Origin of the sequence: Buttiauxella gaviniae ATCC 51604, assembly GCF_001654835.1 — a bacterium.
GTDB classification, from domain to species: domain Bacteria; phylum Pseudomonadota; class Gammaproteobacteria; order Enterobacterales; family Enterobacteriaceae; genus Buttiauxella; species Buttiauxella gaviniae.
Genome location: NZ_LXEP01000032.1, coordinates 102,583 through 121,830 on the forward strand (window position 1 = coordinate 102,583; position 19,248 = coordinate 121,830).

At 50.6% G+C, this 19,248-nt stretch carries 18 protein-coding genes; 16 read left to right on the top strand and 2 right to left on the bottom strand.

Annotation, left to right across the window (positions count from 1 at the left end):
• Positions 1-18 precede the first annotated feature (18 nt).
• The 8 genes from flgE (at position 19) to flgL (ending at position 8,555) form a co-directional block, all read left to right on the top strand.
• On the top strand, positions 19-1,227 hold the full coding sequence (gene flgE, locus M977_RS18630) for a flagellar hook protein FlgE (protein ID WP_064517885.1): 1,209 nt from the start codon (positions 19-21) through the stop codon (positions 1,225-1,227).
• Between the two features lie 19 nt (positions 1,228-1,246).
• Positions 1,247-2,002 carry a flagellar basal body rod protein FlgF gene (locus tag M977_RS18635; protein ID WP_064517887.1) on the top strand — a complete coding sequence of 252 codons (756 nt, stop codon included), beginning with the start codon at positions 1,247-1,249 and terminating at the stop codon, positions 2,000-2,002.
• Positions 2,003-2,033: 31 nt separating this feature from the next.
• Positions 2,034-2,816, top strand: coding sequence for a flagellar basal-body rod protein FlgG (gene flgG / locus M977_RS18640; RefSeq protein ID WP_064517889.1), 783 nt, complete (start codon positions 2,034-2,036; stop codon positions 2,814-2,816).
• Positions 2,817-2,880: 64 nt separating this feature from the next.
• The gene (flgH, locus tag M977_RS18645; protein ID WP_134184169.1) at positions 2,881-3,576 is read left to right on the top strand and encodes a flagellar basal body L-ring protein FlgH; all 696 of its coding nucleotides are present in this window, start codon (positions 2,881-2,883) and stop codon (positions 3,574-3,576) included.
• 12 nt (positions 3,577-3,588) lie between these two features.
• On the top strand, positions 3,589-4,683 hold the full coding sequence (locus tag M977_RS18650; RefSeq protein WP_064517891.1) for a flagellar basal body P-ring protein FlgI: 1,095 nt from the start codon (positions 3,589-3,591) through the stop codon (positions 4,681-4,683).
• Positions 4,683-5,624: a flagellar assembly peptidoglycan hydrolase FlgJ gene (gene flgJ, locus M977_RS18655; protein ID WP_064517893.1), complete on the top strand. Its 942-nt coding sequence runs from the start codon at positions 4,683-4,685 to the stop codon at positions 5,622-5,624. The genes M977_RS18650 and flgJ overlap by 1 nt, the downstream gene beginning before the upstream one ends.
• Positions 5,625-5,896: 272 nt before the next feature.
• Positions 5,897-7,576 carry a flagellar hook-associated protein FlgK gene (gene flgK, locus M977_RS18660; protein WP_064517895.1) on the top strand — a complete coding sequence of 560 codons (1,680 nt, stop codon included), beginning with the start codon at positions 5,897-5,899 and terminating at the stop codon, positions 7,574-7,576.
• 16 nt (positions 7,577-7,592) lie between these two features.
• Positions 7,593-8,555, top strand: a complete 963-nt coding sequence (gene flgL / locus M977_RS18665) for a flagellar hook-associated protein FlgL (protein ID WP_064517897.1) — start codon at positions 7,593-7,595, stop codon at positions 8,553-8,555.
• Between the two features lie 238 nt (positions 8,556-8,793).
• On the opposite strand, the gene rne is transcribed toward flgL, so the two are convergent.
• Positions 8,794-12,078 carry a ribonuclease E gene (gene rne / locus M977_RS18670; RefSeq protein ID WP_064517899.1) on the bottom strand — a complete coding sequence of 1,095 codons (3,285 nt, stop codon included), beginning with the start codon at positions 12,076-12,078 and terminating at the stop codon, positions 8,794-8,796.
• 573 nt (positions 12,079-12,651) lie between these two features.
• Between rne and rluC the strand changes: the two genes are divergently transcribed.
• On the top strand, positions 12,652-13,605 hold the full coding sequence (rluC, locus tag M977_RS18675; protein WP_166671951.1) for a 23S rRNA pseudouridine(955/2504/2580) synthase RluC: 954 nt from the start codon (positions 12,652-12,654) through the stop codon (positions 13,603-13,605).
• A gap of 78 nt (positions 13,606-13,683) precedes the next feature.
• On the opposite strand, the gene M977_RS18680 is transcribed toward rluC, so the two are convergent.
• On the bottom strand, positions 13,684-14,268 hold the full coding sequence (locus M977_RS18680) for a Maf family protein (RefSeq protein WP_064517901.1): 585 nt from the start codon (positions 14,266-14,268) through the stop codon (positions 13,684-13,686).
• Between the two features lie 140 nt (positions 14,269-14,408).
• Here M977_RS18680 and yceD point away from each other — a divergent pair, with 140 nt between their 5' ends.
• The 7 genes from yceD to acpP all read left to right on the top strand — a co-directional run bounded on the left by yceD (position 14,409) and on the right by acpP (position 19,209).
• Positions 14,409-14,930, top strand: coding sequence for a 23S rRNA accumulation protein YceD (gene yceD / locus M977_RS18685; RefSeq protein ID WP_064517903.1), 522 nt, complete (start codon positions 14,409-14,411; stop codon positions 14,928-14,930).
• 16 nt (positions 14,931-14,946) lie between these two features.
• Positions 14,947-15,117 carry a 50S ribosomal protein L32 gene (gene rpmF, locus M977_RS18690; RefSeq protein ID WP_034456167.1) on the top strand — a complete coding sequence of 57 codons (171 nt, stop codon included), beginning with the start codon at positions 14,947-14,949 and terminating at the stop codon, positions 15,115-15,117.
• Between the two features lie 11 nt (positions 15,118-15,128).
• Positions 15,129-16,163, top strand: a complete 1,035-nt coding sequence (plsX, locus tag M977_RS18695; RefSeq protein WP_134183454.1) for a phosphate acyltransferase PlsX — start codon at positions 15,129-15,131, stop codon at positions 16,161-16,163.
• 5 nt (positions 16,164-16,168) lie between these two features.
• A complete protein-coding gene (locus M977_RS18700; protein ID WP_064517907.1) occupies positions 16,169-17,122 on the top strand; it encodes a beta-ketoacyl-ACP synthase III in 954 nt (317 codons plus the stop codon).
• 17 nt (positions 17,123-17,139) lie between these two features.
• Positions 17,140-18,069 carry an ACP S-malonyltransferase gene (fabD, locus tag M977_RS18705; protein WP_064517909.1) on the top strand — a complete coding sequence of 310 codons (930 nt, stop codon included), beginning with the start codon at positions 17,140-17,142 and terminating at the stop codon, positions 18,067-18,069.
• A 13-nt stretch (positions 18,070-18,082) separates the two neighbouring features.
• The gene (gene fabG, locus M977_RS18710) at positions 18,083-18,817 is read left to right on the top strand and encodes a 3-oxoacyl-ACP reductase FabG (RefSeq protein ID WP_064517911.1); all 735 of its coding nucleotides are present in this window, start codon (positions 18,083-18,085) and stop codon (positions 18,815-18,817) included.
• Between the two features lie 155 nt (positions 18,818-18,972).
• A complete protein-coding gene (gene acpP, locus M977_RS18715; RefSeq protein ID WP_034456161.1) occupies positions 18,973-19,209 on the top strand; it encodes an acyl carrier protein in 237 nt (78 codons plus the stop codon).
• Positions 19,210-19,248 lie beyond the last annotated feature (39 nt).

Sequence of the window (19,248 nt, forward strand, 5' to 3'; positions counted from 1 at the left end):
CCTTTGCAGGAGTAAGACATGGCCTTTTCTCAAGCGGTCAGCGGCCTGAATGCCGCCGCCACCAACCTGGACGTGATTGGTAACAACATTGCCAACTCAGCCACCTATGGCTTTAAGTCCGGCAGCGTATCTTTCGCTGACATGTTTGCAGGTTCTAAAGTGGGTCTGGGCGTTAAAGTCGCAGGTATCACGCAGGACTTCGGCGACGGTACTACGACCAACACCGGGCGTGGCCTGGATGTGGCGATTAGCCAGAATGGTTTCTTCCGTATGGTGGACACTAACGGTTCGGTCTATTACAGCCGTAACGGCCAGTTCAAACTGGATCAAAACCGCAATCTGGTGAACATGCAGGGTATGCAACTGACGGGTTATCCGGCAACCGGCACACCGCCAACGATTCAGGAAGGGGCAAACCCGGTAGGGCTTTCAATTCCTAATACTTTGATGGCGGCGAAAATCACCACCACGGCCTCAATGCAGATTAACCTGAACTCTACCGATAAGGTGCCTGCCAAAACAACTTTTGATCCAGCAGATTCAGAGAGTTACAACAAAAAAGGCTCTATCACTGTCTATGACAGCCAGGGTAACTCCCATGATATGAACGTCTTCTTTGTGAAGTCTTCTACGGCAAATACCTGGGATGTTTATACCCAGGACAGCAGCGTTGCGGGGAGTCCGATTCAAAAAGGGACATCTCTGGAGTTCAGTAGTAGTGGTGTCTTAACCAACGGTACCGCTAGCGATTTTAAGACTGAGGCTATTAATGGTGCAACGCCTGCGACATTCAATCTCAGCTTCCTCAACTCCATGCAGCAAAACACCGGCTCCAACAATATCGTTGCCGCGAATCAGAATGGCTATAAGCCAGGCGATTTGGTGAGCTATCAGATCAATGAAGATGGCACCGTAGTCGGTAACTACTCCAACGAACAAAACCAATTGCTCGGGCAGATTGTGTTGTCCAACTTTGCGAACCCGGAAGGCCTGTCCTCTGAGGGTAACAACGTCTGGGCGGCGACTAATGCTTCAGGTGTTGCGCTGTTGGGTACGGCAGGCTCAGGTAACTTCGGTACGCTGACTAACGGTGCGCTGGAAGCCTCAAACGTCGATCTGAGTAAAGAACTGGTCAATATGATTGTTGCACAGCGCAACTACCAGTCTAACGCGCAGACCATCAAAACCCAGGACCAGATACTTAACACCCTGGTTAACCTGCGCTAAGCACTGACGGGAAAGCTTAATGGATCACGCAATTTATACCGCCATGGGCGCGGCCAGTCAGACGCTGAATCAACAAGCGGTGACGGCCAGCAACCTGGCGAATGCTTCAACCCCCGGCTTTCGTGCACAGCTAACGGCTTTGCGCGCAGTTCCGGTGGAAGGGCTTTCTTTGCCAACGCGTACGCTGGTGACCGCGTCAACGCCTGGCGCTGATATGTCTCAAGGTCAGCTTGATTACACCCAACGCCCGCTGGATGTTGCCCTGCAACAAGATGGCTGGCTGGCGGTACAAAGTGCTGATGGTACAGAAGCTTATACCCGTAACGGCAATATGCAGGTGAGTCCTGCCGGGCAACTGACCATCGGGGGGCAACCGGTGATGGGTGAGGGTGGCCCGATTGCCGTGCCTCAAGGCGCACAGCTAACTATCGCGGCTGATGGCACCATTTCTGCACTTAACGCGGGCGACCAGCCTAATACCGTGGCACCGATTGGCCGCCTGAAACTGGTGAAAGCGACAGGCCTGGAAGTGGTACGTGGTGACGATGGATTTTTCCGTTTGAGCCCAGCCGCACAGGCTACGCGTGGCGCGACCTTGCAAGCTGACGCCAGCATCTCTTTGATGCCAGGCGTGCTGGAAGGCAGCAACGTGAAACCCGTAGAAGCCATGGCTGACATGATTTCCAACGCCCGTCGTTTTGAAATGCAGATGAAGATTATTTCGAGCGTGGATGAAAACGAGCAACGGGCCAACCAATTGCTGTCGATGACTTGATAATCAGCCGCGAAACTAACAGGAATTCAAAATGATCAGTTCTTTATGGATCGCCAAAACCGGTCTTGATGCCCAGCAAACCAACATGGATGTGATTGCCAACAACCTGGCAAACGTCTCCACCAACGGTTTTAAGCGTCAGCGTGCTGTGTTTGAAGATCTTCTTTACCAGACTATTCGCCAGCCTGGTGCGCAATCTTCTGAGCAAACCACGTTGCCGTCAGGTTTGCAGATTGGTACGGGTGTGCGTCCGGTCGCCACTGAGCGTCTGCATAGCCAGGGTAACCTTTCTCAGACTAACAATAGTAAAGATGTGGCTATCAAAGGTCAGGGTTTCTTCCAGGTGCAACTGCCGGATGGTACCAGTGCCTACACGCGCGATGGTTCATTCCAGGTTGATCAAAACGGCCAATTGGTGACGGCGGGTGGTTTCCAGGTTCAGCCTGCTATCACCATTCCTGCTAACGCCCTGACGATTACTGTTGGACGTGACGGCATCGTGAGTGTGACTCAGCAGGGTCAGGCGCAACCCGTGCAGGTAGGCCAGCTTAACTTGACCACTTTTATGAATGACACGGGTCTGGAAAGCCTGGGCGAGAACTTGTATGCCGAAACCCAGTCCTCCGGTACGCCAAACGAAAGCACCCCAGGGCTTAACGGCGCGGGGCTTTTGTACCAGGGGTACGTTGAGACCTCTAACGTGAACGTGGCTGAAGAACTGGTGAATATGATCCAGGTTCAGCGCGCTTATGAAATCAACAGTAAAGCCGTTTCTACCACCGATCAGATGCTGCAAAAACTGACGCAACTGTAAGGCGTTTGCCGGTGTGCAGTTTCGCACCGGCTGTCTTTATCTGAATGACCTGAAGATGAAAGCAATGCAAAACCCAATAGTTCTCCGTCCTATCGTGATGTGTCTGGTGCTCGCCTCAACGGGCTGCGCGCTGATACCAACTAAACCGCTGGTGGAAGGGGCGACAACGGCCCAGCCAGTGCCAGGCCCTGCGCCTATCGTCAATGGTTCAATTTTCCAGACGGCGCAACCGGTGAACTATGGGTATCAGCCTTTGTTCGAAGACCGCCGTCCAAGGAATGTCGGCGATACCTTGACTATTCAGCTCCAGGAAAATGTCAGTGCCAGTAAAAGCTCGTCGGCTAATGCCAGCCGTGATGGCAAAACAAACTTTGGCTTTGACGTAACGCCTCGTTATCTCGAGGGGCTATTCGGCAACGACCGCGCGTCAGTGGATGCCTCTGGCGGCAACAGTTTCAACGGTAAGGGTGGGGCAAACGCCAGTAATACCTTTAGCGGAACCTTAACCGTGACGGTGGATCAGGTGCTGGCAAACGGCAACCTGCACGTCGTGGGTGAAAAACAGATAGCCATTAACCAGGGCACCGAATTTATTCGTTTCTCCGGCGTGGTGAATCCTCGCACTATTAGCGGCTCCAATACCGTGCCGTCTACGCAAGTGGCGGATGCACGCATCGAATATGTCGGTAATGGCTATATCAACGAAGCGCAAAATATGGGTTGGTTACAACGCTTCTTCCTTAATTTATCGCCGATGTAAGCGAGGAAACTCATGACCAAATATTTATTCGGATTACTGATGCTGGTGGCAACCTTTGCGCAAGCTGACCGTATCCGCGACCTGACAACGGTTCAGGGCGTGCGTGAAAACTCCCTGATTGGTTACGGTCTGGTGGTCGGGCTCGATGGCACAGGCGACCAAACCACACAAACACCTTTCACTACCCAGACACTCAACAACATGCTTTCGCAGTTGGGGATCACCGTTCCTGCAGGGACCAACATGCAGCTTAAAAACGTCGCTGCGGTCATGGTGACGGCAAAATACCCGGCATTCGCACGCTCCGGGCAGAATATTGATGTAGTGGTTTCATCCATGGGTAACGCTAAAAGCCTGCGTGGCGGCACTTTGCTGATGACGCCGATGAAAGGTGTTGATAACCAAGTTTATGCGCTCGCGCAGGGTAACATTCTGGTTGGCGGCGCCGGGGCTTCGGCGGGCGGTAGCAGCGTTCAGGTTAACCAGCTTAACGGCGGTCGTATTACTAACGGTGCGGTTATCGAACGTGAATTACCGGGCACTTTTGGCACCGGGAATATGATTAGCCTGCAACTCAACAACGATGATTTCACTCTTGCGCAGCAGATAACGGACACCATCAACCGCTCACGTGGTTTTGGCAGTGCTTCAGCTTTAGATGCGCGCACTATTCAGATCCGTGTACCAAGCGGTAACAGTTCGCAAGTTCGTTTGTTGGCTGATATTCAGAACCTTGAAGTCAACATGCCTGCGCAGGACGCGAAAGTGATTATCAACTCACGTACCGGCTCGGTGGTAATGAACCAGGAAGTGACACTGGACACTTGTGCAGTGGCGCAGGGTAACTTGTCTGTGACGGTTAACCGCTCAGCGCAGGTAAGCCAGCCGGATACACCTTTTGGTGGCGGTCAAACAGTGGTCACGCCGCAAACCCAAATCGATTTGCGTCAGAACGGCGGTGCGCTGCAACGGGTTAACGCCAGCGCCAATCTAAATAATGTGGTTCGTGCACTGAATACGCTGGGCGCTTCACCAATGGAGTTGATGTCGATTCTGCAATCGATGCAAACCGCAGGGTGCCTGCGTGCCAAAGTGGAAATCATCTGATGCTTAACGATACCCAGTCACTGGCGAATGCTGCATGGGATGCTAACTCTCTTAACGAGCTAAAAGCGAAAACCGGGCAAGATCCAAAGGGCAACATGAAATCGGTTGCCCGCCAGGTGGAGGGGATGTTCGTGCAAATGATGCTGAAAAGCATGCGTGAGGCGCTGCCAAAAGATGGCTTGTTTAGCAGCGAGCAGACACGCATGTACACCAGCATCTATGACCAGCAAATTGCGCAGCAGCTAAGCTCCAAAGGGCTTGGTCTGGCCGATATGATGGTGGAGCAAATGGGCGGCAATGCTGACCCATCGGAAGATGCTGGCAAAGTGCCGATGAAGTTTGATCTGCAAACTGTGACCAGTTTCCAGAACCAGGCGTTAACGCAAATGGTGCGCCAGGCCATACCGAAAGCGCCTTCTAACGAAGAGCCGCTAACCGGGGATAGCAAAGACTTCCTGGCTCAGCTTTCGTTACCAGCAAGGCTTGCCAGTGAACAGAGCGGTATTCCTCATCACTTGATTCTGGCGCAAGCTGCGCTGGAGTCAGGATGGGGCCAGCGGCAAATCCTCACTGAAAAAGGTGAACCAAGTTTTAACTTGTTTGGCGTGAAGGCGTCAGGAAGTTGGAAAGGCCCGACGACGGAAATCACCACTACGGAGTATGAAAATGGTGAAGCCAAAAAGGTAAAAGCTAAGTTCCGCGTGTATAGCTCTTACCTCGAAGCACTTTCTGATTACGTAGGCTTGCTGACGCGTAACCCGCGATACGCTGCAGTCACTAATGCCAATACCGCAGAACAGGGTGCACAGGCATTGCAAAATGCCGGTTACGCAACCGATCCGAACTATGCCCGCAAGCTGACGGGTATGATTCAGCAGATGAAGGCGATGGGTGAGAAAGTGGCGAAAGCTTATAGCAATGACTTATCCAATTTATTCTGAAGCTCATCATACTTCGAGCCGCAGGTGCGTTGGCTGCACTCACAAACCCCAGTCACTTACTTTATGTAAGCTCCTGGGGATTATGCGGCCCATCCATGGGCCTTACCCCTTTGGGGACGCTGCAAGCAGCGTTCAAATTTGTTCCAGACAAATTTGTTGCTCCCTTGCCGCCTTCCTGAAACTCGAATTATTTAGAGCTAACACCTCAAGTGTTGCCAGACGCTGCCGATACTTACCAACAGGAATCGTGATTAACGCGCTAAGGAAATTTCATGTCCAGTAGCCTGATTAACAGTGCCATGAGTGGCCTGGGTGCTGCCCAGGCGGCACTGAATACTGTCAGTAACAACATTTCTAACTATAACGTCACAGGCTATACCCGCCAGACTACCGTGTTGTCGCAGTCGCAAAGTACGTTTGGTGCAGGTGGCTGGATTGGTAATGGCGTACAGGTCAGCGGTGTGCAACGTGAATATGATGCGTTCATCACTAACCAACTGCGTGCGGCACAAACGCAAAGCAGTGGTCTGAATACTCAGTACCAGCAGATGTCTAAAATTGACAATATTCTGTCTGGCACTACAAATACCCTCGCTACAACCATGCAGAGCTTCTTTAGCGGCTTGCAGACTCTGGTTAGTAACTCCGAAGATCCGGCGGCACGCCAGGCATTGCTTGGAAATGCCAACGGCTTGGTTAACCAGTTTAAGGTGACCGATCAGTATCTACGCGACCAGGATAAGCAGGTGAATACCGCAATCCAGAGTAGCGTGGAGCAAATCAACAATTACGCCAGCCAGATCGCCAATCTGAATAACCAGATTTCGCGCCTGACGGGTGTGGGGGCAGGTGCAGCACCGAACGATCTGCTCGATCAACGCGACCAGTTGGTTAGCGAGTTAAACCAGATTGTCGGTGTTGAAGTCAGTGTTCAGGATGGTGGTACATATAACGTCTCCATCGCGAATGGTTTGTCCCTGGTACAGGGTGATAAAGCCAATAAACTGGCGGCAGTGGCTTCCAGCGCTGACCCTTCACGTACCACAGTTGCGTATGTTGACCCTGTTTCAGGCACTAAGGAAATTCCGGAAAACCAGCTGAGCAGCGGCACGCTGGGCGGCATGTTGACCTTCCGTTCTCAGGATCTGGATAGCGCTCGCAACCGCTTGGGGCAGTTGGCTCTGACATTTGCCGATTCGATAAATCAGCAACATGGCAAAGGGGTTGATGCTGGTGACCCGCCGGAGGCTGGCGGTGATTTCTTTTCAATCGGCGGGCCGACAGCCTGGGGGAACGCCAACAATGTCGCTAAAGATACCTCGCTTAAAGTAAGCATGACGAACAGTTCGGAAGTGCAGGCAAGCGACTATAAAGTGACCTATGACGGTAAGGATTGGCAAGTCACACGCCTGGCGGATAATAAGCAATTCAAAGCCACGCTCTCCACTGATGGTAAAAGCATGAGCTTCGATGGCCTGAAACTTGATATTAGCGGTACGGCGCCGAGCAAAAATGACAGCTTCATAGTTAAACCTGTTTCTGACGCTGTTGTGAACATGGGCGTGCTGATTACCGACGAAAGTAAGCTGGCCCTGGCGGGTGACCCTAATGGTGGCACTGGCAATACCAGCGGTGGCGCAAGCGACAACCGTAATGCCCAGGCAATGCTAGACTTGCAAAGCGGCAAACTCGTTAACGGCAACAAATCGTTTAACGATGCATATGCAAGCCTTGTGAGCGATGTTGGTAACAAGACCAGCACCCTGAAAGTCACCAGCACAACGCAAAATAACGTGGTTACGCAGTTGAGTAACCAACAGCAGTCTATCTCGGGAGTCAATCTCGACGAAGAGTACGGTAACTTGCAGCGTTTCCAACAATATTACCTGGCTAATGCCCAGGTACTACAGACGGCATCAACTCTGTTTGATGCGTTACTGTCCATTCGTTAATTAAGGAATCTGGCGTATGCGTATCAGTACCGCAATGATGTACCAACAGAACATGCGCGGCATAACCAACTCGCAAAGTGAATGGTTGCGTTATGGCGAGCAGATGTCGACCGGTAAGCGTGTTACTAAACCTTCTGACGATCCGATTGCTGCATCGCAGGCTGTAGTGTTGTCTCAGGCTCAGGCACAAAACAGCCAGTATGCGTTGGCGCGTACCTTTGCGACTCAAAAGATTTCGCTGGAAGAAAACGTGTTAGGGCAGGTGACAACAGCCATCCAGTCAGCACAAGAAAGAATCGTTAACGCCGGTAACGGTACGTTAAGCGATGACGACCGTGCATCACTGGCGACCGATCTGGAAGGTATTCGCAATCAGATATTGAACCTTGCCAACAGTACGGATGGCAACGGGCGCTATATTTTTGCAGGTTACAAAACGGATTCGGCACCGTTTAGCGGTGGGGCCAACAGCATCACTTATACCGGTGGTAGTACATCGGTAACTCAGTCTGTAGACGCATCGCGTACCATGACCGTAGGGCATTTGGGCTCACAGATTTTCGAGTCACTGACCAGTAATGCGGTGCCTGAACCGGGTACCGGTACGTCTGAGAAGAGTCTTTTCAATATGCTTGACTCAGCTATTGCGACGCTGAGAACACCGACAGAAGGCCTGGATGACACTCAGAGGGCTGACTTGGGCGCGGCTATTGATAAAACCAACCGCGGGTTGAGAAACTCCCTCAATAACGTGCTGACTGTGCGTGCTGAACTCGGTACGCAACTGAACGAGTTGGATAAGCTTGATGAGTTAGGTAGCGATCGCGCGTTGGGTCAGGCTCAGCAAATGAGTGATTTGGTGGATGTTGACTGGAACTCAGCAATCTCTTCCTATGTGATGCAACAGGCAGCCCTTCAGGCTTCATATAAAGCGTTCAGCGATATGCAGGGGATGTCCTTGTTCCAGCTAAACAAATAAGTTTTACCATTTTGGGTGTGCCATGAAACTGGGCACGCTTTATATGCCCACTTCTGCACCCCAGAGTGGGCTTTTTTTTGCCTGAAAATAGAGGGTAAGGGGGACGTTATCGCTGGCAATTTCCCTATGAATAGACAAATTGTTTTTGTAGGTAGGATTAGGGTTGCCACATGACAGCACACGCATAAATAAAAAAGCCGACCAGGAAACTGGTCGGCTTTTTAGCAACGCTTAGCGATTAGTCAGTGCTTTGCGGGCGTGTTGCTGGTGCTGCTGCCTGGTGAGTTGCACTGCTACCACCGGCAGAACCGCGACCACTAAAGTCATAAGTTGGGCGTACCCAATCACTTTGACGTGGTGATTCTGGAGCATATTCCGGTGCTGGAGCACGAGTCATCGGTGCAGTCGCATGCTTAACGACGTGAGCGACTACGGCTACTTGTACAGGCGCTGCTTTTACTTCTGGTACAATTTCAGCGGCAGTTTCTGGAACAGCTGCTTCTTGAGTAACCGGAGTTTGCACTTCAACCACTTCGACTGGTTTTGTTTCTTCAACCGGAGCCATTGGCACAGTTTCTGCAACAACAACCGGCGCTTCCTGTGCAACTTCAGCGACCTGCTGCGGATGAGTTTCTACATTTACTACTTCATCTTGTGCAGGTGCAACTTCGTCAATCACTTGTTCAGCGACAACGTCATCTTCAGAAGCAATCAGATGTGGCTGCTCGCTGACTGGCGTAGCAATCACTTCCGGGTGTGTCGTTTCAACATGTGCAGTCTCAACAACTGGTTGCGCTGCCAATACTTCCTGAACAACACGTTGCTCGGTATACACAGCTACAGGCTCTTGCTCATGAGGAACAAACGCAGGAGTTTGCTCAACGTGGTCGTACTGCGACTCTTCTTGCGAACGGGCAACCGGATAACTAATCCAGGCTTTACCAGAGGCCAGTTCAGGAGATGCACATGCTACGGTCAACGGCATTGGCGACTGTGCAGGGTAACGCTCATCACGATAGCGACGACGACGCTGACCACTAACACGTAAATGACGTGGAGAGCGGCGAGAACGGCGCGGCATACCATTAGAGTCGTTACGTGAATCGTTGTTGTCTTCTTGCTCAACAACTGGCTTCTCGATAACGGCTGGTAACGGAATAGTTGCCAGTTCAGTGTGGGTAGCTGGTGCTGCAACTGTTTCAGCGATTTCAGGCGTTGCCACAACTTCAACAGCAGAATCTTGAGCTGATTCAAAGCGAACTTTCTGGCTCAGCTGACGCTGTTTACGACGAGGCATAACCTGGACGCGTTCTTCCTGCTCGGTCTCAGCTTCAACTTCAACCACTTCATCACGTTGCAGAACTTTAACTTCTTGTTGTGCCTGACGCTTGTCATCGCTACGACGACGGTTGCGCTCACGACGTGGCTGCTGCTCGTCACGTACTTTAGGCTTCTCAGCTTCTTCAACAACAACGTTCGGGCGGTTTTCACGCACTTCAGTATTTTGCTGCTGACCCTGACGGCGGTTACGGCGGTTATCGTCGCGGTCGCGGTTTTCACGCGGCTCACGGTTGTCACGATTTTCGCTGCGGTTTTCGCCACGCCCTTCACCACGATTATCACGATCGCGGTTATTGCGATCGCCACGATCGTTACGGTCACGACGGTTATTCTGGCGACGGTTATTACGGCGATCCTGATTTTGACGTTGGCCTTCACTCTCAGCAGGTTTTGCTTCCTGAACTTCTTTGCTTTCAGTCGTAGGTTCACCTGCGAACAGGTTTTTCAACGCACCGAAGAAGCGGCTAAGCAAGCCAGGCTGCTCAGTTGTTGCTACTTTCGCATCTACTGGTTTAGTAACTGGAGTTTGCACCGCGGTTGCTGCAGGAGCTGACTCAGGCGGAGCTGGCGGCTCGTCAGGCATCACGAAGGTTGCCAGCGCAGGTTGCTCAGGGCGTTTACGCTCTGCGTACTCTTCTTCAGACGTCACAGCCATCTCTTCTTCATACCGCTTCGGCAGCATGTAGCTCAGAGTTTTGCTTTCTTCGCCTTTACGTACGCGCAATACGGAATAGTGTGGAGTTTCCATCTGATCGTTAGGAACGATGATAGCTTTCACACCACCCTGACGGGTTTCAATCGCGCTTACCGCATCACGTTTTTCGTTCAGCAAGTAAGAGGCAATTGGTACAGGAACAATCGCGTGAACTTCCTGGGTATTCTCTTTCAGCGCTTCTTCTTCAATCAGACGCAGAATGGAGAGTGCCATGGATTCGTTGTCACGTACCGTACCTGTTCCGCTACAACGCGGGCAGACATGGTGGCTGGACTCGCCCAGAGAAGGGGAGAGGCGCTGACGGGACATTTCCAGCAGGCCAAAGCGTGAAATATGGCTAATCTGGATACGAGCACGGTCCTGGCGTACCGCTTCGCGCAGACGGTTTTCTACCGCACGCTGGTGGCGCACAGGCGTCATGTCGATGAAGTCGATAACAATCAGGCCACCGAGGTCACGCAAGCGCAGTTGGCGTGCGATTTCATCAGCTGCTTCAAGGTTGGTATTGAATGCCGTTTCTTCGATATCACCACCACGAGTTGCGCGCGCGGAGTTAATGTCGATTGCGGTTAATGCTTCGGTGGAGTCGATAACAATCGAACCGCCGGAAGGCAGGCGAACTTCACGCTGGAAAGCGGATTCAATCTGCGATTCAATTTGATAGTGGCTAAACAGCGGGATTTCACCGGTGTAGAGCTTAATTTTGCTGCTGAAATCAGGACGACCCAAAGCACCGATATGCTGGCGAGCCAGTTCGAGCACTTTCGGGTTATCGATAAGAATTTCACCGATATCCTGACGCAGATAATCACGGAAAGCACGGACGATAACGTTGCTTTCCTGATGGATAAGGAATGGAGCCGGGCGATTTTCTGCCGCTTTCTGAATGGCTTCCCAATGCTTCAGACGGAAACTTAAGTCCCACTGCAGTGCTTCGGCGGATTTACCCACGCCAGCAGTACGTACAATCAGACCCATGCCATCTGGCAGTTCAAGAGAAGACAGTGCTTCTTTCAGTTCGGTACGATCGTCACCTTCAATGCGGCGTGAAATACCACCAGCGCGCGGGTTGTTAGGCATCAGTACCAAATAACTACCTGCCAGGCTAATAAAGGTGGTTAAGGCTGCGCCTTTATTACCACGTTCTTCTTTATCAATCTGGACAATCACTTCCTGGCCTTCGCGCAAAACATCTTTAATGTTTGGACGACCATGTGATGAATAATTCGACGGGAAATATTCGCGGGCAATTTCTTTAAGGGGAAGGAAACCATGACGTTCCGCGCCGTAATCTACAAATGCCGCTTCCAGACTAGGTTCAATACGGGTGATTTTGCCTTTATAGATGTTGGCTTTTTTCTGTTCGTGTCCAGGACTTTCAATATCCAGATCGTACAGGCGCTGCCCATCTACAAGGGCGACACGCAACTCTTCTTGCTGAGTCGCGTTTATTAGCATTCTTTTCATCGTAACTTACTCATTATTCTTACATTGGTGACAGAGCTACGGGCATGGTGACGCTGACCGGGAGTGAACCGATGGCCTCGTGACTAAACGCATTAAGTCGCCAACCTCACGGTTGTCGCTTGCTGAGAGGCGCAAAGTGTCGGTAGCCTGTATTTCATACGGAAATACAGCGCAATTATCGTGGGAATAACCTTAGAAAATATCTTAAGAGTTGATTCCATTTTACCGGTCAGGCTGCAACCCGCAGCCCGCTAACTGCCTGAAAGTACAATACGTCTTACGCCATTGCTGCGTGGATGAACATTCAGGCAAAACTGGTAATTCCGCAAAATTCCTTGTTCTAACAAGTATCAACACGGAAAACCGCAACATTATTCCATTGCTAACCTTATTATAGCAAGATGACTTTTGCCTTTGATGCCTCGTTTCTTACAGTTTTTTAACTCACTTTTTCGCTGTGCGTCGCAGAAATTTGAAAAAGGAGAGTCAGGCGACTTAAAACCAGGCAATTTCTCAGTTAAGCACATAAAAATGAGTGGCGCTATGCGCGCACGCTATTTAGAATCGCCGACCATGAAAACTCAGACTCCTTCAGTACAAATCGTTGCCATTTCGTCCGACGAAGCCGGGCAGCGTATCGATAACTTTTTGCTCGCGCGCTTAAAAGGCGTACCGAAAAGTATGATTTATCGCATTTTGCGTAAAGGCGAAGTGCGCGTGAATAAAAAACGCATCAAGCCTGAATATAAAATTCAGGATGGTGACGAAATTCGTATCCCACCAGTTCGCGTTGCTGAACGTGAAGAAGAGGCGGTTTCCCCGCATCTGCAAAAAGTGGCGGCATTGACTGATGCGATTCTCTATGAAGACGACCACATTCTGGTGCTAAATAAGCCATCGGGTACAGCCGTTCACGGCGGCTCCGGTTTAAGCTTTGGTGTGATTGAAGGTTTACGTGCGTTACGCCCTGAAGCGCGTTTCCTTGAACTGGTTCACCGTTTGGACCGTGATACTTCCGGGATTTTGCTGGTTGCGAAGAAACGTTCTGCATTACGTTCGTTACACGAGCAATTGCGTGAAAAAGGAATGCAGAAGGACTACCTGGCGCTTGTTCGTGGCCAATGGCAATCGCATGTGAAAGCAGTGCAGGCTCCGTTGCTTAAGAATATTTTGCAAAGCGGTGAGCGCATTGTGCGCGTAAATAGCGAGGGGAAACCTTCAGAGACGCGTTTTAAAGTGGAAGAACGTTACGAATTTGCCACTCTTGTGCGTTGTAGCCCGATTACCGGGCGTACTCACCAGATTCGTGTCCACACGCTGCACGCTGGCCACCCGATTGCGTTTGACGATCGTTATGGCGATCGTGAGTTTGATAAGCAACTCGCAGGAACGGGGCTGAATCGCTTGTTCTTGCACGCTGCGGCCTTGCGCTTTACCCATCCAGGCACCGGTGAAATTATGCGAGTTGAAGCACCGCTGGATGAGAAGCTAAAACGTTGCCTTAATGTGTTGCGTAACGCACGCTAGTTTGTTGTCTACTGGCTAAGCATTGCGGTTGACGAAATAAAGAAGGGTGGATCAAGCTGTCGCTTTTCCACCCTTTTTTCACATCAGTAATGGGCTACACCCTTCATTACGCAGCATTTCGCACAAGCTAATCAGCGGTAGTCCTACTAACGTATTCGGATCTTTTCCAGACAAGCGTTCGAATAATGTGATCCCCAAACCCTCACTTTTAAAGCTTCCCGCGCACTGTAAAGGTTGCTCTTTATGCACGTAATTGCGGATTTCTTGCTCACTCAGATGACGAAAATGCACATCAAAGGGTTCGCAAATCACCTGTAAATTGCCCACGGAAGAATTATAAAGTGCAAGGCCGGTATAAAAAGTAACAATACTGTTGCTCGCAATCAGCAATTGTTCGACTGCTTTCTCTTCTGTGTGCGGCTTGCCGACGATCTTTGCGTCTAATACGCAGACCTGATCCGAGCCAATAATCAAATGATTTGGATATTCCTTGCTCAATGCCTGTGCTTTGGCTTGTGCCAGTCGCATGACGAGCTGGCGGGCATCCTCACCGGGAATTGGCGTTTCATCGACCAGTGGAGCCGCGGTGATAAAGGGCATGCCGAGCTTTTCAAGCAGCTCTCGACGGTATGGCGAAGTTGAGGCCAGAACAATTTGCGTCATATTTTTTTCATTAATGATAGCGATCCGAGAAAAGGCATTTTAAACTATGCCACCGCAATGTGTGCGAATAAGTAGAAAAGGCACTGTTTACAGGCTTTTTCTTTGACTCTATGACGTTACAAAGTTAATATGCGCGCCCTATGCAAAAAGTAAAATTACCCCTGACTCTCGATCCGGTTCGTACGGCTCAAAAACGCCTTGATTACACGGGTGTTTACACCCCTATTCAGGTGGAGCGTGTCGCCGAGTTTGTAGTCAGTGTAGACAGTGATGTGGAATGCGATATGTCATTTGCCATCGATAACCAACGCCTCGCAGTTATTACTGGTGATGCGAAAGTTTCGGTAACATTGGCGTGTCAGCGTTGCGGAAAGCCATTTGCCCATCAGGTTTACACACAGTATTGTTTTAGCCCGATCGTCAAAGACGAGCAGGCTGAAGCACTCCCGGAAGGATATGAACCAGTTCAGGTCAACGAATTTGGTGAAATCGATCTTCTGGCGTTGGTTGAAGATGAAATTATCCTCTCCTTGCCAGTTGTTCCGGTGCATGATTCTGAACACTGTGAAGTGTCCGAGGCGGACATGGTTTTTGGCAAACTTCCTTCCGAGGCGGAGAAACCAAACCCATTTGCCGTATTAGCCAGTTTAAAGCATAAGTAATTAAGGAGTAAGGTCCATGGCCGTACAACAGAATAAACCAACCCGTTCTAAACGTGGCATGCGTCGTTCCCATGACGCGCTGACCACAGCAGCAGTGTCCGTGGACAAAGTTTCTGGCGAAACTCATCTGCGTCACCACATCACCGCCGACGGTTTCTACCGCGGTCGCAAGGTTATCGCTAAGTAATTGGCGATACCTTGAGACGTCTAACCCTTGCGTTAGATGCCATGGGTGGGGACTTCGGTCCTTCCGTGACAGTGCCTGCAGCATTGCAGGCACTGGACTCTAACTCTCAGCTAAACCTTCTATTAGTCGGCGACCCCGACGCCATCACGCCATTACTTGCCAAAGCTGATTTTGAAAAACGCTCACGTGCGCAGATAGTTCCTGCGGAGTCGGTTATTGCCAGTGATGCAAGACCTTCACATGCGATCCGAAATAGTCGCGGATCCTCGATGCGAGTGGCGCTTGAGTTAGTAAAAGAAGGGCGAGCAGAAGCTTGCGTCAGTGCAGGAAATACTGGTGCACTGATGGGCCTGGCGAAATTATTACTCAAACCCATTGAAGGGATTGAGCGACCGGCGTTGATGACGGTATTGCCGCATCAGCAAAAAGGTAAAACCGTCGTGCTGGATCTTGGCGCGAATGTGGATTGTGACAGTAATATGCTGGTGCAATTTGCGATAATGGGATCAGTGATGGCTGAGGAACTTCTCGGCATCAACTCTCCACGTGTCGCATTGCTGAACATCGGTGAAGAAGAGACTAAAGGTCTTGATAGCATTCGCGATGCTTCAGCTTTATTAAAAACAATGCCTTCTATCAACTATATTGGTTATCTTGAAGCGAACGAGTTGTTGACGGGAAAAACCGACGTGCTGGTCTGCGATGGTTTTGTCGGTAACGTCACCCTCAAGACGATGGAAGGGGTTGCAAGGATGTTCCTCTCGCTTTTGAAATCACAGGGCGAAGGGAAAAAAAGGTCGTGGTGGCTAATTATATTGAAGCATTGGTTACAAAAAAGCCTGACAAGGCGATTCAGTCACCTCAACCCCGACCAGTATAATGGCGCCTGTCTGTTAGGATTGCGCGGCACAGTGATTAAGAGTCACGGAGCGGCCAATCAGCGAGCGTTTGTTGTCGCGATAGAACAGGCAGTGCAGGCGGTGGTGCGGCAAGTCCCTACACGGATTGCTGCCCGCCTGGAATCTGTATTACCCAAGAGTGACTGACGTACATGTATACGAAGATTATTGGTACTGGTAGCTATCTGCCAGAACACGTGCGTACCAACGCCGACCTGGAAAAAATGGTGGATACTTCTGACGAGTGGATTGTCACCCGCACAGGTATTCGTGAACGTCGAATTGCTGGACCAGATGAAACCGTCGCAACAATGGCTTTTGCTGCGGCTACGCGTGCGCTTGAAATGGCAGAAATCGATAAGTCTGAAATTGGGCTGATTATCGTTGCCACAACTTCTTCAACTCACGCTTTCCCAAGTGCTGCCTGCCAGGTACAGGCAATGTTAGGGATTAAAGGCTGCCCTGCATTTGATGTTGCAGCCGCTTGCGCAGGTTTTACCTACGCACTAAGCGTGGCAGATCAATATGTGAAGTCCGGCGCAGTAAAACATGCGTTGGTTATTGGTTCTGACGTGCTGGCACGTACTTGCGATCCTACCGACCGCGGCACAATTATTATTTTTGGTGATGGTGCAGGGGCGGTTGTACTGAGTGCATCTGAAGAGCCTGGTATCATTTCAACCCACCTGCATGCTGATGGTAGCTATGGTGAACTGCTGACGCTACCGAATGTCGATCGCGTGAATCCTGAAAATTCGATTCACCTGTCGATGGCCGGTAATGAAGTCTTTAAAGTTGCAGTTACAGAGCTTGCACACATTGTTGATGAAACCCTTGAGGCTAATAATCTGGATCGTTCCGATCTTGATTGGTTGGTCCCGCATCAGGCTAACCTGCGCATTATCAGCGCGACTGCGAAAAAACTTGGCATGTCACTCGATAATGTAGTCGTTACTCTTGATCGTCACGGTAATACCTCAGCGGCTTCTGTTCCGGCAGCGCTGGATGAAGCGGTACGCGACGGGCGGATTAAACGTGGCCAACTAGTATTGCTCGAAGCCTTCGGCGGCGGCTTTACCTGGGGTTCAGCACTGGTTCGTTTTTGATTATTAGGGATTTAACCATGACTCAATTTGCTTTTGTTTTTCCAGGGCAAGGTTCGCAAGCAGTTGGTATGCTGGCAGAAATCGCAGCAGCTAATCCTGTTGTTGAAGCAACCTTCCGTGAAGCTTCTGATGTGCTGGGCTATGATTTGTGGGCTCTGACTCAACAAGGTCCAGTTGAAGAACTAAACAAGACCTGGCAAACTCAGCCAGCACTGCTGGCAGCCTCTGTCGCATTGTGGCGTGTCTGGGAGCAGAAGGGTGGCAAAACCCCTGCAATGATGGCAGGGCACAGCCTGGGTGAGTACTCCGCTCTGGTTTGTGCTGGCGTCATTGATTTCGCAGATGCAGTGCGTCTGGTTGAGTTACGCGGTAAATTGATGCAAGAAGCGGTCCCTGCTGGAACCGGCGCAATGTATGCCATCATCGGACTTGATGATGCGTCTATTGCAAAAGCCTGTGAAGAAGCAGCCCAAGGCGAAGTGGTTTCTCCGGTGAACTTTAACTCACCAGGCCAGGTTGTGATTGCGGGTAACAAAGACGCCGTAGAGCGTGCTGGTGCAGCTTGTAAAGCCGCCGGTGCAAAACGCGCTCTGCCACTGCCCGTTAGCGTGCCATCTCACTGTGCATTGATGAAACCCGCGGCTGATAAACTTGCTATAGCGCTGGAAAATATCACTTTCAATGCGCCTGTTGTTCCTGTTGTGAACAACGTCGACGTGAAATGTGAAACCTCTGCGGAAGCTATTCGTAGTGCTCTGGTACGCCAGCTCTACAGCCCGGTACAGTGGACTAAATCAGTAGAATTTATGGCAGCGCAGGGTGTAGCCCAGTTGCTGGAAGTAGGGCCAGGTAAGGTATTGACTGGCCTAACAAAACGTATTGTTGACACACTGACTGCATCGGCCATTAACGAGCCGGTAGCGATGTCAGCAGCGCTCGAGCAATAAGACGAGGAAAACCATGAGTTTTGAAGGAAAAATTGCGCTGGTAACCGGCGCAAGCCGCGGTATTGGCCGCGCAATCGCGGAAACCTTAGTGGCCCGTGGTGCGAAAGTTATCGGTACTGCTACCAGTGAAAGCGGTGCGCAGGCGATCAGTGATTATCTGGGCGATAACGGCAAGGGTTATATGCTGAATGTCACCGATCCAGCTTCTATCGAAGCTGTTTTAGGAAATATTCGCGCAGAATTTGGCGAAGTCGACATTCTGGTTAATAATGCCGGTATCACTCGTGATAACCTGTTAATGCGCATGAAAGATGACGAATGGAACGATATCATCGAAACCAATCTGTCATCAGTTTTCCGTCTGTCAAAAGCGGTAATGCGCGCTATGATGAAAAAGCGTCATGGTCGTATTATCACTATTGGTTCTGTGGTTGGTACCATGGGAAATGCTGGTCAGGCTAACTACGCTGCGGCGAAAGCGGGTCTGATCGGTTTCAGTAAATCTCTGGCACGTGAAGTTGCGTCACGAGGTATTACTGTAAACGTTGTTGCTCCGGGCTTTATTGAAACGGACATGACGCGTGCGCTGTCGGAAGACCAGCGTGCGGGTATACTGGCGGAAGTTCCAGCGGGTCGTTTAGGCGACGCAAAAGAAATCGCCAGTGCTGTTGCATTTTTAGCCTCTGACGAGGCGGGTTACATCTCTGGTGAGACCCTGCACGTCAATGGCGGAATGTACATGGTTTAACCGCAAGATAAAACTATTTGCGTTATTTGGGCGAATGCCCGCAAAATAGCGTAAAATCGTGGTATGACCTGCCGGGATTTAGTTGCATCTTTTTCAACATTTTATACACTACGAAAACCATCGCGAAAGCGAGTTTTGATAGGAAATTTAAGAGTATGAGCACTATCGAAGAACGCGTTAAGAAAATTATCGGCGAACAACTGGGCGTTAAGCAGGAAGAAGTTATCAACTCCGCTTCCTTCGTAGAGGACCTGGGTGCTGATTCTCTTGACACCGTTGAGCTGGTAATGGCTCTGGAAGAAGAGTTTGATACTGAGATTCCGGACGAAGAAGCTGAGAAAATCACCACCGTTCAGGCTGCCATTGATTACATCAACGGTCACCAAGCGTAAGTGAACATCTCCAGGCGGTCATTCGACCGCCTGAGTTTT

What these genes read in the sequence shown, in the direction of transcription:
- M977_RS18650 (WP_064517891.1), top strand. Translation starts at nt 3,589, where the DNA reads ATGACCAAATATTTATTCGGATTACTGATGCTGGTGGCAACCTTTGCG.
- fabD (WP_064517909.1), top strand. Translation starts at nt 17,140, where the DNA reads ATGACTCAATTTGCTTTTGTTTTTCCAGGGCAAGGTTCGCAAGCAGTT.
- flgK (WP_064517895.1), top strand. Translation starts at nt 5,897, where the DNA reads ATGTCCAGTAGCCTGATTAACAGTGCCATGAGTGGCCTGGGTGCTGCC.
- flgG (WP_064517889.1), top strand. Translation starts at nt 2,034, where the DNA reads ATGATCAGTTCTTTATGGATCGCCAAAACCGGTCTTGATGCCCAGCAA.
- yceD (WP_064517903.1), top strand. Translation starts at nt 14,409, where the DNA reads ATGCAAAAAGTAAAATTACCCCTGACTCTCGATCCGGTTCGTACGGCT.
- flgJ (WP_064517893.1), top strand. Translation starts at nt 4,683, where the DNA reads ATGCTTAACGATACCCAGTCACTGGCGAATGCTGCATGGGATGCTAAC.
- flgH (WP_134184169.1), top strand. Translation starts at nt 2,881, where the DNA reads ATGCAAAACCCAATAGTTCTCCGTCCTATCGTGATGTGTCTGGTGCTC.
- flgL (WP_064517897.1), top strand. Translation starts at nt 7,593, where the DNA reads ATGCGTATCAGTACCGCAATGATGTACCAACAGAACATGCGCGGCATA.
- rne (WP_064517899.1), bottom strand. Translation starts at nt 12,078, where the DNA reads ATGAAAAGAATGCTAATAAACGCGACTCAGCAAGAAGAGTTGCGTGTC.
- M977_RS18680 (WP_064517901.1), bottom strand. Translation starts at nt 14,268, where the DNA reads ATGACGCAAATTGTTCTGGCCTCAACTTCGCCATACCGTCGAGAGCTG.
- flgE (WP_064517885.1), top strand. Translation starts at nt 19, where the DNA reads ATGGCCTTTTCTCAAGCGGTCAGCGGCCTGAATGCCGCCGCCACCAAC.
- rluC (WP_166671951.1), top strand. Translation starts at nt 12,652, where the DNA reads ATGAAAACTCAGACTCCTTCAGTACAAATCGTTGCCATTTCGTCCGAC.
- M977_RS18700 (WP_064517907.1), top strand. Translation starts at nt 16,169, where the DNA reads ATGTATACGAAGATTATTGGTACTGGTAGCTATCTGCCAGAACACGTG.
- rpmF (WP_034456167.1), top strand. Translation starts at nt 14,947, where the DNA reads ATGGCCGTACAACAGAATAAACCAACCCGTTCTAAACGTGGCATGCGT.
- fabG (WP_064517911.1), top strand. Translation starts at nt 18,083, where the DNA reads ATGAGTTTTGAAGGAAAAATTGCGCTGGTAACCGGCGCAAGCCGCGGT.
- M977_RS18635 (WP_064517887.1), top strand. Translation starts at nt 1,247, where the DNA reads ATGGATCACGCAATTTATACCGCCATGGGCGCGGCCAGTCAGACGCTG.
- acpP (WP_034456161.1), top strand. Translation starts at nt 18,973, where the DNA reads ATGAGCACTATCGAAGAACGCGTTAAGAAAATTATCGGCGAACAACTG.